Below are 13,944 nucleotides of genomic sequence, written 5' to 3'. Positions count from 1 at the left end.
AAAATACAAAAATTGATAACAGTTAGCAGTGGAAGTTGCCAAAGTTGGCAAAGTGTTGTGCCCCAAGGGGCCTTGAATCCTCGCTGTTGAGGGTAATTTTTTCTTTTTGAATGGGGACAGTCATGAAGACTCAACTTCAGCAATTCTGGAACGATGAAGACGGTGCAACGGCTATTGAGTACGGCCTGATCGCAGGGCTGATCGCTGTGGCGATTATTGCTACGCTCACGGCTGTAGGAACAGACCTAAAGGCAATGTTTGGTGCTGTTTCTAAAGCCATTAAGAAGGGCACAACAGACGGGGCAGCTGCTGGTACTGATTGATTTCATTTAATCTGTTTGAGCATCAGCCACTTCAATCCTGGCTGTGCCTTTTAGCTTGAATGGCTGATGCTTATGCCCGTTTTAATTAAGCTTTCCTTTATTTTTATTCTGCTTTTCTTTTCCGCTCAGATTATCTATAGCGATCTGAAGCTCCGGAAAATCCCTAATGCCTTATTAGTTTTTTATGGTTTGGCGGTTCTGTTGCACAAGGTTTTTGTCAGTGTGTCCTATGGCCTTCCCTGGGGATGGGTGGCGGGCTGGGGGGACTCCCTGATCGGTTTTGCCGCCGCCTTGATCGTGTTTTATCCAATCTGGTTATTGCGTTTGATGGGTGCGGCCGATGTGAAGCTGATGGCCGTGCTGGGCCTGGCCCTGGGGTGGAAGGAAGCAGGCATGGTGGTGTTGTTTGGCACGGTACTGGCGGGTTTGCATGCCTTGGTGCTGGTGCTGATTCCATCCTTGGAACGTAAGTACGGATTTGCTTTGCCGGGAACCCGCGTCAAGGCGCGTAGTGTGCCTTTAGGGGCCTGGTTATCCCTTGCAACAATGGGGTGGGTATGGATGCAAAATCAATAAAGCCCCCACGAGAGGGCCAATTAGCAAAACGGCGTGGCGTAGATAAAAAATACCAATACGGAGCCTACGCACTGGAATTTGCATTGGTTTTTCCATTGTTGTTTCTCTTCATGTATGGCTTGCTGACGTTCGGTCTGATCATGACCGCCCAGCAGTCTCTTAATTTTGCGGCCGAATCCGGTGCCCGCGCTGCTTTGCTGGAGCCAGGCGCAGGTCCGGGTGGCCCCATGCTCAGTCCGGATCGCCTGCAAGCACGAGTAAATCGGGCCAAGGAAGTGGCCGCCGATCAGGTTCAGTGGCTAAGCACTTGGGTAGGTAGTGAGCATGTGCGCATCACCACAGATTTGCTCAGTGATGAGCTGCGTGTGGGGATTGTGTACGACTACCTCCAAGCCCCCCTGATTCCTCGTTTTGCTCCCGATACCTTGTTTGCGCTGGTTGTGCCCGAACAGTTAAAGGGCAATGCGCAGATCAATCTGCTGGTTGCCGGTGAAGTGGGCACAGCGGGAGACACGCCATGACACGTGCCGCCTGTTTCCTTCCTGCTGCACAACGTCAGCAAGGCGTTGCTGCCATCGAGTTTGCCTTGATGGTGGGGATTCTGTTGTTGATCTTCAGCGGCATCATCACCTTCAGTTCCTTGTTTCTGGCCAAGCAAAAAATGGACCATCTGGTCGGCGATCTTTCTCGCCAAGCGACGATGCAGGTCAAGAACGCCGATGAGATCGCGCCTTTTATAAATCAGGAACTGGCCAAGAACTATGGCAGGGGCCAAGCCAAGAGCGACGCGTTCTTGCATTGGTTTGGCGACCTGAGTGCGGATGTTCAATCCCAGGCTTGTGCCTCGGAGCCTCAGTATGACTGCGCCCAGCTTTCCCTGAAGCTGGAGCTTGAACCCGGAATTCTTTCTCAAACCCTGGATCTGTTCAGGCCTGAAGAGGGTCAGGCAGATCAATTGCGCAGCTTAAGCGCCAAGACACTACTCGTACTCAGGAGACCACATTAATGAGCGGCATTATGAAGGGGGCGGCAGTCCTTTTATTGCTGATCGCAGCCGTATTGGTTGCGTTTGCCTTGTACCTGGGCATGAAGCCCAAACCCGAGGTGGTCCAGCCTGTGCTCAGCACGCAAAGCGTAGAGCCAGCAGCCAACTTGCAGGCGGTGGTCGTGCTCAAACGGGATGTGAAAGCGGGGGAAACCTTGCAGGCTGATGCCCTGGAATTGGCGCAGTGGCCTGCGGCCCCTGCCCAGTCTTTCAACACGCTGGAAGCCTTGAGCGGGAAAACCCTGCGTTTTGACTTGGGCCAAGGGCAGCCAGTGTTAAGCAGCTTCATCGCCAAAAGTCTGGCCAGCTATCTGGAAGAGGGTGAGCGCGCCGTCAGCATTCCCATTGATGTGATTACTGGCGCCAGCCACAGGGTAGAGCCGGGCGATCTGGTCGATATCTTCATTACCTTTAACAGCAACAACGAAGTCAATGACACCCAGGCCCGCCTGTTGATGTCGCGTGTGCGCGTGCTGGCCTATGGCGGCGCTTCGCTGTCCGGGCCAGATCCGGCAGAGGCCAATGCGACGAATCGTGCCGAGACTCAGGCGCGCCACGCCATGCTGGCCGTCCCCCTGGAGTCGGTGAACGAACTCCTGCTGGCCAGCCGTAGCGGCAGCCTGCAACTGGTCTTGCGTGCTCCCAAGGACGAGAGCTTGCCGGACGCCTCCTTGTTCCCTGAATTTGCGGGTCTGATTCCCGCGCGTGCTGGTCTGGATGCGGATCAGCGCGATGCCTTGAAACTGCCGGATAACCGCGCCATGGCCGGTTTGGGCTTGCGTGAATTTGCAATCAGCCAGACCGAAAAAGAACAGGTGCAGGCACGAGCCCTGGCCAGCGGAGAACCGCATGCTGCGCCGCCGCGCCGCACGGAAGTTATTCGCGGGGGCCGTTTAGAGGTCATTCAGTATTAAGCAATACAGAGCTTGTTGTGGGGACGGGTCAGCCTGCCTGTGAGGGCTGACGAGACGCGACGCAAGGCAGCATGGATTAAACACATGAGACAGAAAATCAAAAAAGCAGGTCTGGGTTTGGGGTGCTGGTATGCGCTCTGCTTGTCGGGTTTGGCACCGGTGCCGGTGATGGCGCAAACGGCCCAAACCAGCGCCAGTCAGAAGGTGATACGTCTGGTGGCCAACGATCAGGATATTTTGCGTTTGTCGCAAGTTCCGCAGCGTGTGGCGATCAGCGATGAAAGCGTGGCGGATGTGCAAATTCTGTCTGCATCGGCTGGGCAGCGCGGCGAGGTGCTCCTGATCGGCAAACGCGCGGGTACGGCTGATTTGCGTGTCTGGATGCCTGGTCGCACGAATCCGGATCGCTGGACGATTGAGGTGACCAGTCAAGTGCAACAGCAACTGGCACAGGCGGGTCGCCCTATGTCGGCGCAGGTGTCCAGCGCCGGGCAGCAGTCCTTGATTACGGGTAGCAGCCCCTCTTTGCTGGATCACCAGGATGCCATGGCCGCCGCACGCTCCGGCGCTGGTCCGGATGCGCCGGTGCTGGACCTGTCCGAGGTCAGCACCAGTGGCATGGTGCAGGTGGAAGTCAAAGTGGTGGAAGTTTCCCGCGAAGTCATGAAAGACATTGGCCTGAGTGCCAATGCCATTGGCGGCAAGCCCTGGTCGGGCGGGGTGAACTTGTTGCCCAAGGCTCTAACGGGTGGATTGAGCCTGGGGTACAACTCGAGCAACTTCAGTGCGACCTTGAATCTGCTGGAGCAAAATGGCCTGGCCCGTGTGCTGGCCGAGCCGACTTTGGTGGCCATGTCAGGTCATAGCGCCAGCTTTTTGTCCGGTGGCGAAATTCCTATCCCCAGTTCGGGCGGTTTGGGAACAACGACGGTGGAATACAAACCTTTCGGGATCGGTCTGACGGTAACGCCAACGGTGCTGTCTCCCGAGCGTATTGCCCTGAAGGTTGCCCCTGAAGCCAGTGATCTGGATTACTCGAATGTGGTGCAAATGCCCGGTGGCGGTGTGATGCCTTCTTTGCGTACCCGTCGAGCCGATACAACTATTGAGCTGGGTGATGGCCAAAGCTACATCATCAGCGGGCTGGTGTCGCGCCAAACCGCCGCTGCCGTCAAAAAGATTCCCTTCCTGGGGGATTTGCCGATTCTGGGTAGTTTTTTCCGCAACGTGCAGTACAGCCAGAAAGAGCTGGAACTGGTCATTGTCGTCACTCCCCGTCTGATCAAACCTATCCAGAAAGGCGCCACGATTGCCTTGCCGGGTGGTCGTCAGGAAAAACTGGATGACGCACCCAATGCCTGGGGCTATTTCTTGCTGGGCCGCCATGGTTACGAGCAGATGCCAGGGTTTTCGCGCTAAGCGCGTGGAGTGGTGACGTGCAACGATATCGGGAATACCTCTTGTGTACAGAGCACCCCGAGCTGGCTGTGATGATCAACACGGCAGCTGCCGGGCTCCTGACGGTAAGGGCGATTGAGCCCACGACCGAGAGTTTGCGCCGGGAGCTGGCCAAGCAAGCGGAACCTTTGGTGTTTTTTGACTTTGTTCATGGACAGCATGGGGAAGAGAACGGACAGGTAGTAAGTTTGGTACGCAGTCTGGCGCGGCTTGATGCCAGTGTGCAGCGTGTGGCGGTAGGGCGGGCATCCGTGCCCCAAGGCCCCGTCAATGCCTTGCGGGCGGGTGCCAACGAGTTCCTGAACCTGGACACGAATGAAGATCTGCATCATCAGTTGCAGGTATTGATTGAAAAGCTGGGTCAGACCCAGCACAGCCCTTTGCTGGACAAGCCTTTTCGCAGTGTGCTGTTGATGGGCGCGCGTATTGGTGTCGGTTGCAGTACCGCTGCCAGCAGTCTGGCCTGGCTCTTGCAACAAGAGATGAACCGCATGGGCAAGGAAGTACGAGGTTTGACGTCGGCCAAGCCCTTGCCGGTTGAACTGGTGCCGCTGTCCGAGCGAGTCGGTTTGCTGGATCTGGGAGCACCTACCGGGGACTGTGCCTTGTACATGGGCCTGGGTTCGGAATTTGACTTCATTCAGGCGGCATCACAGCGTCATCGAATGGACGACACCATGTTGCATTCGGCACTGGCACAACACAGCAGCGGCTTGAACCTGCTGTCTTTGCCCGCCGATGTGAATACCTTGAATCAAATCAGTCTGGAAGATTCGCTGGGTTTGTGCAGTTATTTGCGTGAACGCATGGGCTGCCTGGTGATTGATGCTGGCGGTTTTCCCAATCCGCGTTTTCTGGTGGAACTGGAATCGCTGGTGGACGAGGTGCTGGTGGTCACAGACCAAAGCATGGGGGCGCTGGTGTCTCTGGCCGAGTTCATGGCCTTGCGTGCGCAGTTCGATGCGCTGGCCAATGTGCGTCTGGTGGTGAATCAGTTTGATCCAGCTTACGGTTTTTCTGGGCAGGCCATTGCCGAGCGCTTTGATCTGGAGTTGGCCGCCGTGCTGCCGGATCGGCGTCTTGGGCATATGCGCAGCGCCGGTCTGGGCAAGATTCTGGTGCAAGTAGATGAGAAGGACCCCTATACCCGTGCCTTGCAAAGTTTGGCATCGGGTTTGACGGGGCGCAGGCAGGGGCTGTCACAAAACAAGGTCAGTACGGTTTTGGGACGGTTGAAATTCAGGTTCGGGGGCTGAACAGGCCCAAGCATGGAAAAGTAAGGCATGAACAATACTTCATTGCTCGGTGGGCGTCCCGACCTGATTCAGGTCCGGGAACAGGCCCATGAACATTTGCTGGCTCGCATCGAAGAGTTGGGAGCCGAGTTTGGTCGCTGGACACGGCAGGCCATACAGGATTTTGTTGGCATTGAATTGGCCAGCTTTGTTCGTTTGAAACGGGTGCCCGTCAACGAACAGGAAGTACGAGAGATCGTGCAGGCGCTGACCCGCGAACTGGCGGGCCTGGGGCCTTTGGAAGACCTGCTGGAGGATCCGGCGGTTGAAGACATTCTGATCAATGGCTACGACAAGCTGTTTGTGTCGCGCGGTGGCGTGTTGGGCCAGGAGCCCAGTGGGTTTACGGATGATCAGCACGTGTTGCGTATCGTGCGCCGTATTCTGGCTCCGTTGGGACGCAGACTGGACGAGTCGGTTCCGATGGTGGATGCCCGCTTGCCCGATGGTGGCCGCCTGAACGTGGTCATTCACCCCCTGGCGGTGGACGGCCCCATGGTCTCTATCCGTAAGTTCCGCAAGGACCCGCTAAAGCCTGAAGACTTGATGCGTTTGGGCGCGTTTGACGAGCCGGTGGACCGGCTGCTGCAAGCCGCAGTGAAATCGCGTTGCAATATTCTGATTTCTGGCGGGACCAGCTCCGGCAAGACGTCTTTGCTCAATGCCCTGGCTTTTTACATCCCCAAAACCGAGCGTGTCGTAACGGTGGAGGATACCGCCGAACTGGCCTTGAATCACCCGCATGTGGTGCGCCTGGAAGCACGTCAGGCCGGGTATGACGGCAGCGGCGAAATCTCGATTCGCGAACTCCTGCGCAACAGCTTGCGTATGCGTCCGGACCGGGTGGTCGTGGGGGAAGTGCGGGGCGCCGAGGTCATCGACATGCTGCAAGCCATGAATACTGGTCACGAAGGCTCCATGGCCACGATCCACGCCAACTCGCCGCGCGAATGTGTGTATCGCGTAGAAATGCTGGCCGGGTTTGCGGGCTTTCAGGGCAGCGAGGACAGCTTGCGCAGACAGATCGCCAGCGCGCTGGACTTCATTATTCAGATTGGCCGCCTGCCCAATGGCAAGCGCCGGGTGCTGTCCATTACAGAAATTACCGGCATGGGCGATGGTGTGATTGCCATGCAAGAGCTGTATCGCCACGAATCCTATGTGCTGGATGATGGCACCGAGCAGGATCGCTGGGTCAGCCTGGGCATTCATCCGCATACCCGCAAGCTGATGCAGTACCGCGATCAACTGGCTAATGAGCAGGTTCAGGCTCAGGACAACACGCCTAAAGAAGGCGGTGGTTTCTGGGATTGGAGACGCTAAATGATGGCTTTGTATATCGCTTTGGCGGCTGTGATTCTGATGCTGGGCGCGGTGCTGCTCTGGGCCAAGGGTGCTCAGCGTCAGCAGGCCCAGCGTTCGGCACAGGTGCTCGAGCAGCAGCTGGCTTTGCGCCCGGCGGTGCAAAGTAGCGTACGAGCCCAGCCTAGTACGCAGGATGCCTGGTTGGGAGCACCCAAAGGCTGGCGGGAGTTCATGCTGCGCACCGGCATTCAGCCTTCACGCCGTTTTTATCTGATTCTTCTGTTGGGTACGCTGGTGCCGCCTGCTTTGTTGCTGGCTTTTGTCGGGCCGGTTGCAGGTGGGGCCATGCTGCTTGCCACCGTACTGGGCGCCTATACCTTTCTGTGGTTTCGCAGTGATAAGCGTCACCGCAAAATCGTCTCGCAGATTCCGGATTTTCTGGATCTGATGGTACGCCTGATCACCATTGGCAACAGCATGGGGGCGGCCTTTTTGAATGCGGCTGACAACACGCCACAACCCTTGGGTCAGGTATTGCAGGATGCAAATTCTCTGCATCGTTCCGGGCAGGATCTGGATGTGGCCTTGCGTGCCGTTTCACGTCAGCACGGCCTGCACGAGCTCTTTCTGGTCGCCGCTGTAATCAGTGTGGCGATGCGCTTTGGCGGTCGTAGTGATCAGACCATGGAACGTATGGCTGGTTTCATGCGAGACCGGGAAAACGCCCGCAGCGAGTTGGTGGCCTTGTCTGCCGAGGTGCGCCTGTCCGCCTGGATTCTGGCGTTATTGCCGATCCTGATCGGTGTCTACATTCTGATTTTCAATAACGAGCTGTTCCTGACCATGTGGAACGACCCCGTGGGGTTTCGCATGCTGCTGTTCGCAGCAGTCTTGCAGTGTGTGGGCTGTTATTGGCTGTATTGGATGGCACGCAATGTCTAGGAGCAAGACATGATGGCCTTGGAAGCACAAACCGTTCTGGTCTGGGGAGCTGTGGCTTGCGCTCTGGCTGGCCTGATTCTGTTTGCCTTGTGGTTTCACAACCATTGGCAGCAGCGTCAGCAAGCCATGCGTTTGAGCCAGGCGGTGGATGAACGCCTGAAAGGCGCGCCGCACATGACGCAGGCGCCCAGCCAGTCTCGCCAGACGGTGGAACAGATCAAGATGCAGGCAGGCAGTCTGGGCGAGCGCTGGCTGAAAGGGCGTTTCGGGTCCAGTCTGCTTAGCGAGGAAGATCGCGTACTCATCATGAATGCGGGCTTCAAGCACATTGATGTGGCGCGGCAGTATTTCGTCCTGAGTCGAGTCGGCCTGAGCATCGTTCTGATTGTCCTGTTCAGCTTGCTGCCCATGACTCGCAGGCTGAATGAGTATGTGCCGTTTGTGTCTGTGTTCATTGGCTTTGCCCTGGGCTGGATGCTGCCCAAATGGTGGCTGGCGCGCCGGGTCTCGCAACGTCGTCTGCGTATCGCTGCGGAGCTGCCCCTGTTTGTGGATTTGCTGCGTTTGCTGCAAGGCGTGGGCCTGTCCATGGACCAGACCTTGCACACTATCGAGCGCGAGTTCCATGACGTGATTCCCGTCATGGGCTCAGAGCTGACCATTGCGGTCGAGCAATATGCCCGTGGTCGTACTCGTGAACAGTCGTTAGAGCGGATTGCCAGCGGCTTTACCAACGAGGATCTGGCCGTGATCTGTCGCCTGATTGTGCAGGTGGACCAGCATGGTGGTGCGATGCAGGAACCCCTGCACCGCTTCGGTGTGCGCTTGCGCGAGCAGCGTCGCCTGGAGCTGAAAGCCAAGGTAGGCAAATTGACCGTAAAGATGACGGGCGTCATGGTGCTGACTTTGCTGCCTGCCTTGTTGATTATTACTGCGGGGTCAGGTTTTCTGGCCTTGTTCCGTGGCTTGAGCCAAGTGGCCGGAGGGTGACTTTGATGAAAATGTCGACATGGACTCGTCCCTTGATGCGCTGGGCTGCGCTGGGTTTGGGGAGTACTTTGCTGGTGGCGTGTTCCACCACGGACTCCGCCTACGAGCTGGTGCGTCAGCAACAGGAACAGGAAGCCTTCTTGCAGAGCAAGGAAATTGAGCATTGGGAAAAGCGCAGACCGACTGACAAGCAGATGGCGGTACGCATGCTGGAAGAGACGCAAAAACAGGGCCGCTACTTTGCGTCCCTGGCCTATGCCGAAGCCATGGAAAAGGAATATGGCGCAGACCCGGAGGTCATGGTGTTGCGGGCTGAAGCACAGCGTCAAACCGGACAGCTGGAGCAGGCAGCGCACACCTTCAAGGCCCTGTTGAATACGCCCGTGGCCGGACGGGCTTATCAAGGTTTGGGTTTGATTGCTGGCTCGCAAGAACACTTTGATCAGGCTGCTCATTTCCTTAAGCAGGCGGCTGGGCAAGACCCCACGAATGCGATTGTGCAAAGCGATCTGGCTTATGCCTACTTGCGTTCCGGTCGCCCTCACGAAGCACGTCTGGCCCTGGGCAAGGCGGCCGAACTGGCCCCGGATAACCCCAAGATACTGAGCAATATGGCCTTGTATTTGCTGGTCAGCCAGGAAACGCAACGGGCTGGCTTTGTGATGCAGCAAGCAGGTATGGACGCCGCAACCCAGCAAGCTATTGTGCAGATGGCCGAACAGATTGGACAGGATCTGGAGCAATTGCACGCCCGTCAGCAAATGCAGAAACAACACGAGCTGCGCATGGCAGCGGCTGCAAAGGATGAGCAGGCCAGAGCCCAGGCGGTGGCATTGAGTCCGGCTACTCCGACGGCGATGGGCCAGGTCGTCTTGAACCGATCCGCCCAGGCACCAAACCCGGCCGTGGCTCGTCCTGCTGCGGTTGTGGTTTCTTCTACGCAAGCGGGCTTGAACCGTCCCTTGCTGGAAAGCCTGGGCCCTGTGTCTTCGTCAATGAATTGATTGCCGTTTTTTCAAGGATATCGCAATGAACCGATCCCGCATTTTGGCCTGCTGCACCTTGTTGATGGCCAGTAGTGCCTGGGCGCAGACACAAGCTCCGCTGACTGGAACCATGGTTTCAGGCACCAGCACCTACCCGGTCAGCACCAGCCCGGCAGCGGCCAGCAATCAGGGTGTGCACACACCGGCCGCTCCGGCGGCAGAAACAGCGCCCGCTGAGCGTCAGCCTTACGAGAAGTACCGCTTGAGTAATGAGGAAGTACACCCTTGGCCTGAAGTGGAAGGCCTGCCTGTGCATGTACAGAACGAGCGCCGCCATATTCCGCCGCGTATCGAGGTGGGGCCTGATACCCGCAGCCTGCTCAGCATGCAGGCCGACCCGGACCGAGAAGGCAAGGTCTTGCCGGTGCATGGTGCAGCAGCCAATCTGGCCTGGGAGCGCTATTTGGAGAGCTTCAAGCATCCCATTCCTGAGTACATGAAAGAGCGCATCAAAACAAACGGTAGTGATTAAAGCCCACAGGGCTGGAGTGGGTCAGGAGAGCGAGATGAAATGGGGAAGAACTCGAACCCAGAGCGAGCAGGCACATAAGCAGCAAGGTTCCATTATTGTGCCTGCAGCCGCCGCGTTGCTGGTGGGGCTGGTGTTGCTGGGGGCAGCGCACCTGGGGCATAACTTCCATGTAAAGCGGGGGCTGCAAAACGCGGCTGACCTGGCTGCACTGGCGGGGGCGCAGGCCTTGGGTTCCGGGGATGCGCTGGGCTGCCAGCAAGGTGAAAGCATGGCCAGGTTCAGCCTGAATAGCCAGCCCGATTCGCCTGCTGCGGGTTTGACGGGCGATGGTGCCAAAGTCTTTTGCGGTAAATGGAATAGCAGCCACAGTGATCCGGCCCAGCGTTTTGTTTCTTCCTTGCCCGCTGATTCCGTGCGCGTGCATTTGAGCTATCAGCCGCCTTCCCTGTTCCCTTTCTTTACTTCCTCGGTGATTGAGGCGGTTGCCACCGCCAAGAACAGTGAGCCGGTTGCGACCTTCTCCGTGGGCAGTCGTCTTTTGTCCTTGAAGCGCAATGGTCTGGTCTATAACCTGCTGCGCGGCGTGGGCCTGCGCCCGGACCAGTTGACGGTGCTGGACTCGGCCGGTTTGGTCAATGCCAAGATTACGCCTTCCGGTTTGTTGAAAGCCTTGGGATTGCCCGCCACGGTTATCGCAGGAGTGGGCACACCTGAAGAATTGGCCCGGCTGGAGCAGCTGACTTTGGCCGATTTGCTAAGTGCCAGTCTGGCCTTGCTGGACCAGCAAAAAACACTGGGTCTGGACGTTGGGGCCTTGCAGGAATACATCCGCTTGTTGCTGGGCGTCGGTCCTCTGGATTTGCCCGTCAAACTGCTGGGTGAGGGCGGTATTCTGGCCTTGATCGATGGTGTGGATCCCTTGTCGGCCTTGAATGTGAACCTGGACGTGCTGCAACTGGTCAACACGGGACTGGTGGTGGCCAATGGCAAGAATCTGATTGATTTGAACCTGACTGCGCTGCCTTCCGGTTTGACCAATATGTTCAATAACGCCCTGGATTTGCGAGTGCGGGTTGTGGAGCCGCCCAGCATCGCCATGGGCGGGATAGGCACTAAAGCGAACTCGGCAGGTGTGCGAGTCTATCTGAATCTGGATACTTCCAAGATTCCATTGGCCGGCCCGATCCTGAAGGTGCTGGGAACCGAAGTCAGCTTGCCGGTCATTATCGAGTTGTCCCAAGCCACTGGGGAGCTCGTCAATATCTGCCGTGCCCCGATTGCCGAGAATCAGGCCACGATTGCGGTCAAATCCTCCTTGGTGAATGTGTGTCTGGGCAAGTTCCCGCATTCGGATTTCTTCTCGACCAGCAATAGCTGCAAGGACGAATCCTTCGGGCAGATTCAGCGCCATCGTGTCATCAATGTGCTGGGTATCTTGCCGTTGACTGCCAAAGTCACCTTGCCCCTGATTGATACCAAAAACCCGGTTCATGTGACGCTGACCGCGCCTCCGGGCGAGCCTTCGGAAGCAACCGTGAACGCAACTCAGCTGGACTTGTCCCGCAGTGTGCGCCTGCTCTCCGATGCGGTTCTGTCGGGAATTCTGGGCGACTTGCTGAACACGCCCTGGAGTGGCGCTTCCGGTAAACGTCAGATGGCAGAAAGTCTGGTCGGTGATGGGGCGGGCCGCTCAATTTCTGCCGTTGTGAACGAGATGAACTGGTCCAAGGAACGCATGGAGCAACTGTCCCGCACCATGAGCCAGAACGGTTTGATTGGTGTGTTGGGCGGAACTCTGGGCTTTGTCGATAATTTGCTGACAACCCTGCTGGGTGCTCCCTTGAGCGATCTGGCTTGTGTGATTGGCGGTATAGGTGGCCAGAAAGCCATGCGCGAGTGCCGGACAGGCGCGGTAGAGGTGCTGGTCTTTAAAGACTCCAACCTGGTTGGTGCCGTTCTAAGTCTGGTTGTCGCTTTGTTAGACCCTGTATTGCAAGGTTTGAGCGCGCTGCTGGAAGAACTGCTGAAGCTGCTGGGCCTGAGCCTGGTCGAGGCGGATGTGAAACTTCATGATGTGCAGTGCGGTACTGCCTATCTGGTGCAATAGGGCGGGAGGCGAATACAGCAATGAGCGTCAGCTTTATGGGTAATGAACCCGTTTTATACGTCTGGGAGGGTAGTTCCGATCTGGTGACGCGTGCCGAGCGCGCCATGGAACCCAGTTCGGTAGCGGTCATGCGCGTAGAGCCTTCCCTGGTGCTGGACGCCGAGCGTCATCCCACGCGCCATGCGGTTGCATTGGTGTCCGTCAGTGTGATGGCCCAGGGACGTTTTGAACAGCACCAGTGGCTGGTTGAGCACGCCATTCCAGTGATCTGGGTGGCCTCGGAGGACCGAGGCTACGACCCGCGTTTTTACCCCTCGGCCTACTCCTATACCTTGCCGCTGTCTTTCAGTCAGGCCGAGCTGCGTACTCTGGTGGCCAAGCTGGCCGGGCTGACCGCACAGGTCGAGCGCGAAGGGCAAGGTGGTCCTCAACCATTAGTAGCCGTATCGCCTGTGATGCGGGCCTTGATTGCTGAAGCGGATATGTACGCCGATAGCGGGGCCAGTGTTTTGATTCATGGTGAAACAGGTGTGGGCAAAGAACGCATCGCTCAATTGCTGCACGAGCGTTCTTCACGAGCGCAAGGGCCCTTTGTTCCGGTGAATTGCGGGGCGGTGCCTGAGGGCCTGTTTGAAGCCCACTTCTTCGGCCACGCGAAAGGGGCTTTTACTGGTGCGATTGGTGCTCATAAAGGCTATTTCGAGCAGGCGGATCAAGGCACCTTGTTTCTGGATGAGATCGGGGACTTGCCCTTGCACCAGCAGGTCAAGCTGCTGCGGGTGCTGGAGCAGCGTTCGGTAACGCGCCTGGGATCGACACAACAGATCCCAGTAGATTTTCGTATGGTGGCTGCCACCAACAAAAACCTGTTGGGGCTGGTGCAACAAGGCCAGTTCCGTGCAGACCTGTATTACCGCCTGGCCGTGGTGGAGCTGCTGATTCCGAATCTGGAGCAGCGTGGCTCCCAGGAAAAAATCGCCATTTTCTGCGCCTTGCTGGAACAGGCCCTGGAGTGTGACGTCGAGGACATCCCTCAATGGGTTCTGGATGCGGTGGGCAGCATGCGCTTTAACGGCAATGTGCGCGAGCTGGCTAATCTGGTGGAGCGCGTTGCTGTCATGAGCAAGCAGTTTGGGGCCTGGGAGTCGGTGCAGTTGCGGCAAGTGCTGGAGCGTTTCAACGCCCCCGTTATGGCCCCGGCTCTGGCTTTGCCTGAAGGTGCGCCCATTCTGGAGCGGCCCGAGCCCGTCATCAGCCTGAGCGCACAGGAGCAGGAAGAGCGTGCACGTATTATTTCGGTTCTGGATACCCAGAACTGGCGACGGCAGGATACCGCTGCCGTATTAGGGATTTCTCGTAAAGTTTTGTGGGAAAAGATGCGCAAATTCAACATAAAGGCACAAGATGCGACAAGCCGCGTTTAGAATACGGGCTGATTCTGTGTATCAAGCTAAACACAAAAAAATTGTTT

General features: G+C 57.2%; 14 protein-coding genes. All 14 read left to right on the top strand.

Annotated features, from left to right (window positions below):
• The first annotated feature begins 122 nt into the window (after nucleotides 1-122).
• The 14 genes from NIZ92_RS14155 (at nucleotide 123) to NIZ92_RS14090 (ending at nucleotide 13,897) form a co-directional block, all read left to right on the top strand.
• On the top strand, nucleotides 123-323 hold the full coding sequence (locus NIZ92_RS14155; RefSeq protein WP_254002125.1) for a Flp family type IVb pilin: 201 nt from the start codon (nucleotides 123-125) through the stop codon (nucleotides 321-323).
• 66 nt (nucleotides 324-389) lie between these two features.
• On the top strand, nucleotides 390-899 hold the full coding sequence (locus NIZ92_RS14150) for a prepilin peptidase (protein ID WP_321217347.1): 510 nt from the start codon (nucleotides 390-392) through the stop codon (nucleotides 897-899).
• Complete coding sequence (locus NIZ92_RS14145) at nucleotides 881-1,420, top strand: TadE family protein (protein ID WP_080748068.1); 540 nt, start codon at nucleotides 881-883, stop codon at nucleotides 1,418-1,420. The genes NIZ92_RS14150 and NIZ92_RS14145 overlap by 19 nt, the downstream gene beginning before the upstream one ends.
• A complete protein-coding gene (locus NIZ92_RS14140) occupies nucleotides 1,417-1,905 on the top strand; it encodes a TadE/TadG family type IV pilus assembly protein (protein ID WP_247966580.1) in 489 nt (162 codons plus the stop codon). The genes NIZ92_RS14145 and NIZ92_RS14140 overlap by 4 nt, the downstream gene beginning before the upstream one ends.
• Entirely contained in the window at nucleotides 1,905-2,858 is a 954-nt protein-coding gene (gene cpaB, locus NIZ92_RS14135) for a Flp pilus assembly protein CpaB (protein ID WP_203145587.1), read from the top strand. The genes NIZ92_RS14140 and cpaB overlap by 1 nt, the downstream gene beginning before the upstream one ends.
• 84 nt (nucleotides 2,859-2,942) lie before the next feature.
• Complete coding sequence (locus NIZ92_RS14130; protein ID WP_009459514.1) at nucleotides 2,943-4,277, top strand: type II and III secretion system protein family protein; 1,335 nt, start codon at nucleotides 2,943-2,945, stop codon at nucleotides 4,275-4,277.
• 17 nt (nucleotides 4,278-4,294) lie between these two features.
• Entirely contained in the window at nucleotides 4,295-5,572 is a 1,278-nt protein-coding gene (locus NIZ92_RS14125) for a pilus assembly protein CpaF (protein ID WP_230940642.1), read from the top strand.
• A 27-nt stretch (nucleotides 5,573-5,599) separates the two neighbouring features.
• Nucleotides 5,600-6,934 carry a CpaF family protein gene (locus tag NIZ92_RS14120; RefSeq protein WP_051316243.1) on the top strand — a complete coding sequence of 445 codons (1,335 nt, stop codon included), beginning with the start codon at nucleotides 5,600-5,602 and terminating at the stop codon, nucleotides 6,932-6,934.
• Nucleotides 6,935-7,858 (top strand): type II secretion system F family protein, encoded by a 924-nt coding sequence (locus NIZ92_RS14115; RefSeq protein WP_060186403.1) that lies wholly within the window; start codon nucleotides 6,935-6,937, stop codon nucleotides 7,856-7,858.
• Between the two features lie 9 nt (nucleotides 7,859-7,867).
• A complete protein-coding gene (locus NIZ92_RS14110; RefSeq protein WP_009456782.1) occupies nucleotides 7,868-8,848 on the top strand; it encodes a type II secretion system F family protein in 981 nt (326 codons plus the stop codon).
• A gap of 5 nt (nucleotides 8,849-8,853) precedes the next feature.
• Nucleotides 8,854-9,852 (top strand): tetratricopeptide repeat protein, encoded by a 999-nt coding sequence (locus NIZ92_RS14105; protein ID WP_254002124.1) that lies wholly within the window; start codon nucleotides 8,854-8,856, stop codon nucleotides 9,850-9,852.
• 25 nt (nucleotides 9,853-9,877) lie between these two features.
• On the top strand, nucleotides 9,878-10,366 hold the full coding sequence (locus NIZ92_RS14100; protein WP_254002123.1) for a DUF3613 domain-containing protein: 489 nt from the start codon (nucleotides 9,878-9,880) through the stop codon (nucleotides 10,364-10,366).
• A gap of 34 nt (nucleotides 10,367-10,400) precedes the next feature.
• The gene (locus tag NIZ92_RS14095; RefSeq protein ID WP_083053243.1) at nucleotides 10,401-12,473 is read left to right on the top strand and encodes a pilus assembly protein TadG-related protein; all 2,073 of its coding nucleotides are present in this window, start codon (nucleotides 10,401-10,403) and stop codon (nucleotides 12,471-12,473) included.
• A 20-nt stretch (nucleotides 12,474-12,493) separates the two neighbouring features.
• The gene (locus NIZ92_RS14090; protein WP_009456771.1) at nucleotides 12,494-13,897 is read left to right on the top strand and encodes a sigma 54-interacting transcriptional regulator; all 1,404 of its coding nucleotides are present in this window, start codon (nucleotides 12,494-12,496) and stop codon (nucleotides 13,895-13,897) included.
• Nucleotides 13,898-13,944 lie beyond the last annotated feature (47 nt).

The sequence above is a fragment of the Alcaligenes sp. 1735tsa3 genome, from assembly GCF_024134565.1.
Taxonomy (GTDB): Bacteria; Pseudomonadota; Gammaproteobacteria; order Burkholderiales; family Burkholderiaceae_B; genus Alcaligenes; species Alcaligenes phenolicus.
The sequence above is the reverse complement of the archived record's forward strand: the minus strand, read 5'-3'. Positions and strand labels throughout refer to the sequence as shown.

Coding starts and splice junctions, on each gene's coding strand:
- NIZ92_RS14155 (WP_254002125.1), top strand. CDS start 123: ATGAAGACTCAACTTCAGCAATTCTGGAACGATGAAGACGGTGCAACG.
- NIZ92_RS14150 (WP_321217347.1), top strand. CDS start 390: ATGCTTATGCCCGTTTTAATTAAGCTTTCCTTTATTTTTATTCTGCTT.
- NIZ92_RS14145 (WP_080748068.1), top strand. CDS start 881: ATGGATGCAAAATCAATAAAGCCCCCACGAGAGGGCCAATTAGCAAAA.
- NIZ92_RS14140 (WP_247966580.1), top strand. CDS start 1,417: ATGACACGTGCCGCCTGTTTCCTTCCTGCTGCACAACGTCAGCAAGGC.
- cpaB (WP_203145587.1), top strand. CDS start 1,905: ATGAGCGGCATTATGAAGGGGGCGGCAGTCCTTTTATTGCTGATCGCA.
- NIZ92_RS14130 (WP_009459514.1), top strand. CDS start 2,943: ATGAGACAGAAAATCAAAAAAGCAGGTCTGGGTTTGGGGTGCTGGTAT.
- NIZ92_RS14120 (WP_051316243.1), top strand. CDS start 5,600: ATGAACAATACTTCATTGCTCGGTGGGCGTCCCGACCTGATTCAGGTC.
- NIZ92_RS14115 (WP_060186403.1), top strand. CDS start 6,935: ATGATGGCTTTGTATATCGCTTTGGCGGCTGTGATTCTGATGCTGGGC.
- NIZ92_RS14110 (WP_009456782.1), top strand. CDS start 7,868: ATGATGGCCTTGGAAGCACAAACCGTTCTGGTCTGGGGAGCTGTGGCT.
- NIZ92_RS14105 (WP_254002124.1), top strand. CDS start 8,854: ATGAAAATGTCGACATGGACTCGTCCCTTGATGCGCTGGGCTGCGCTG.
- NIZ92_RS14100 (WP_254002123.1), top strand. CDS start 9,878: ATGAACCGATCCCGCATTTTGGCCTGCTGCACCTTGTTGATGGCCAGT.
- NIZ92_RS14095 (WP_083053243.1), top strand. CDS start 10,401: ATGAAATGGGGAAGAACTCGAACCCAGAGCGAGCAGGCACATAAGCAG.
- NIZ92_RS14090 (WP_009456771.1), top strand. CDS start 12,494: ATGAGCGTCAGCTTTATGGGTAATGAACCCGTTTTATACGTCTGGGAG.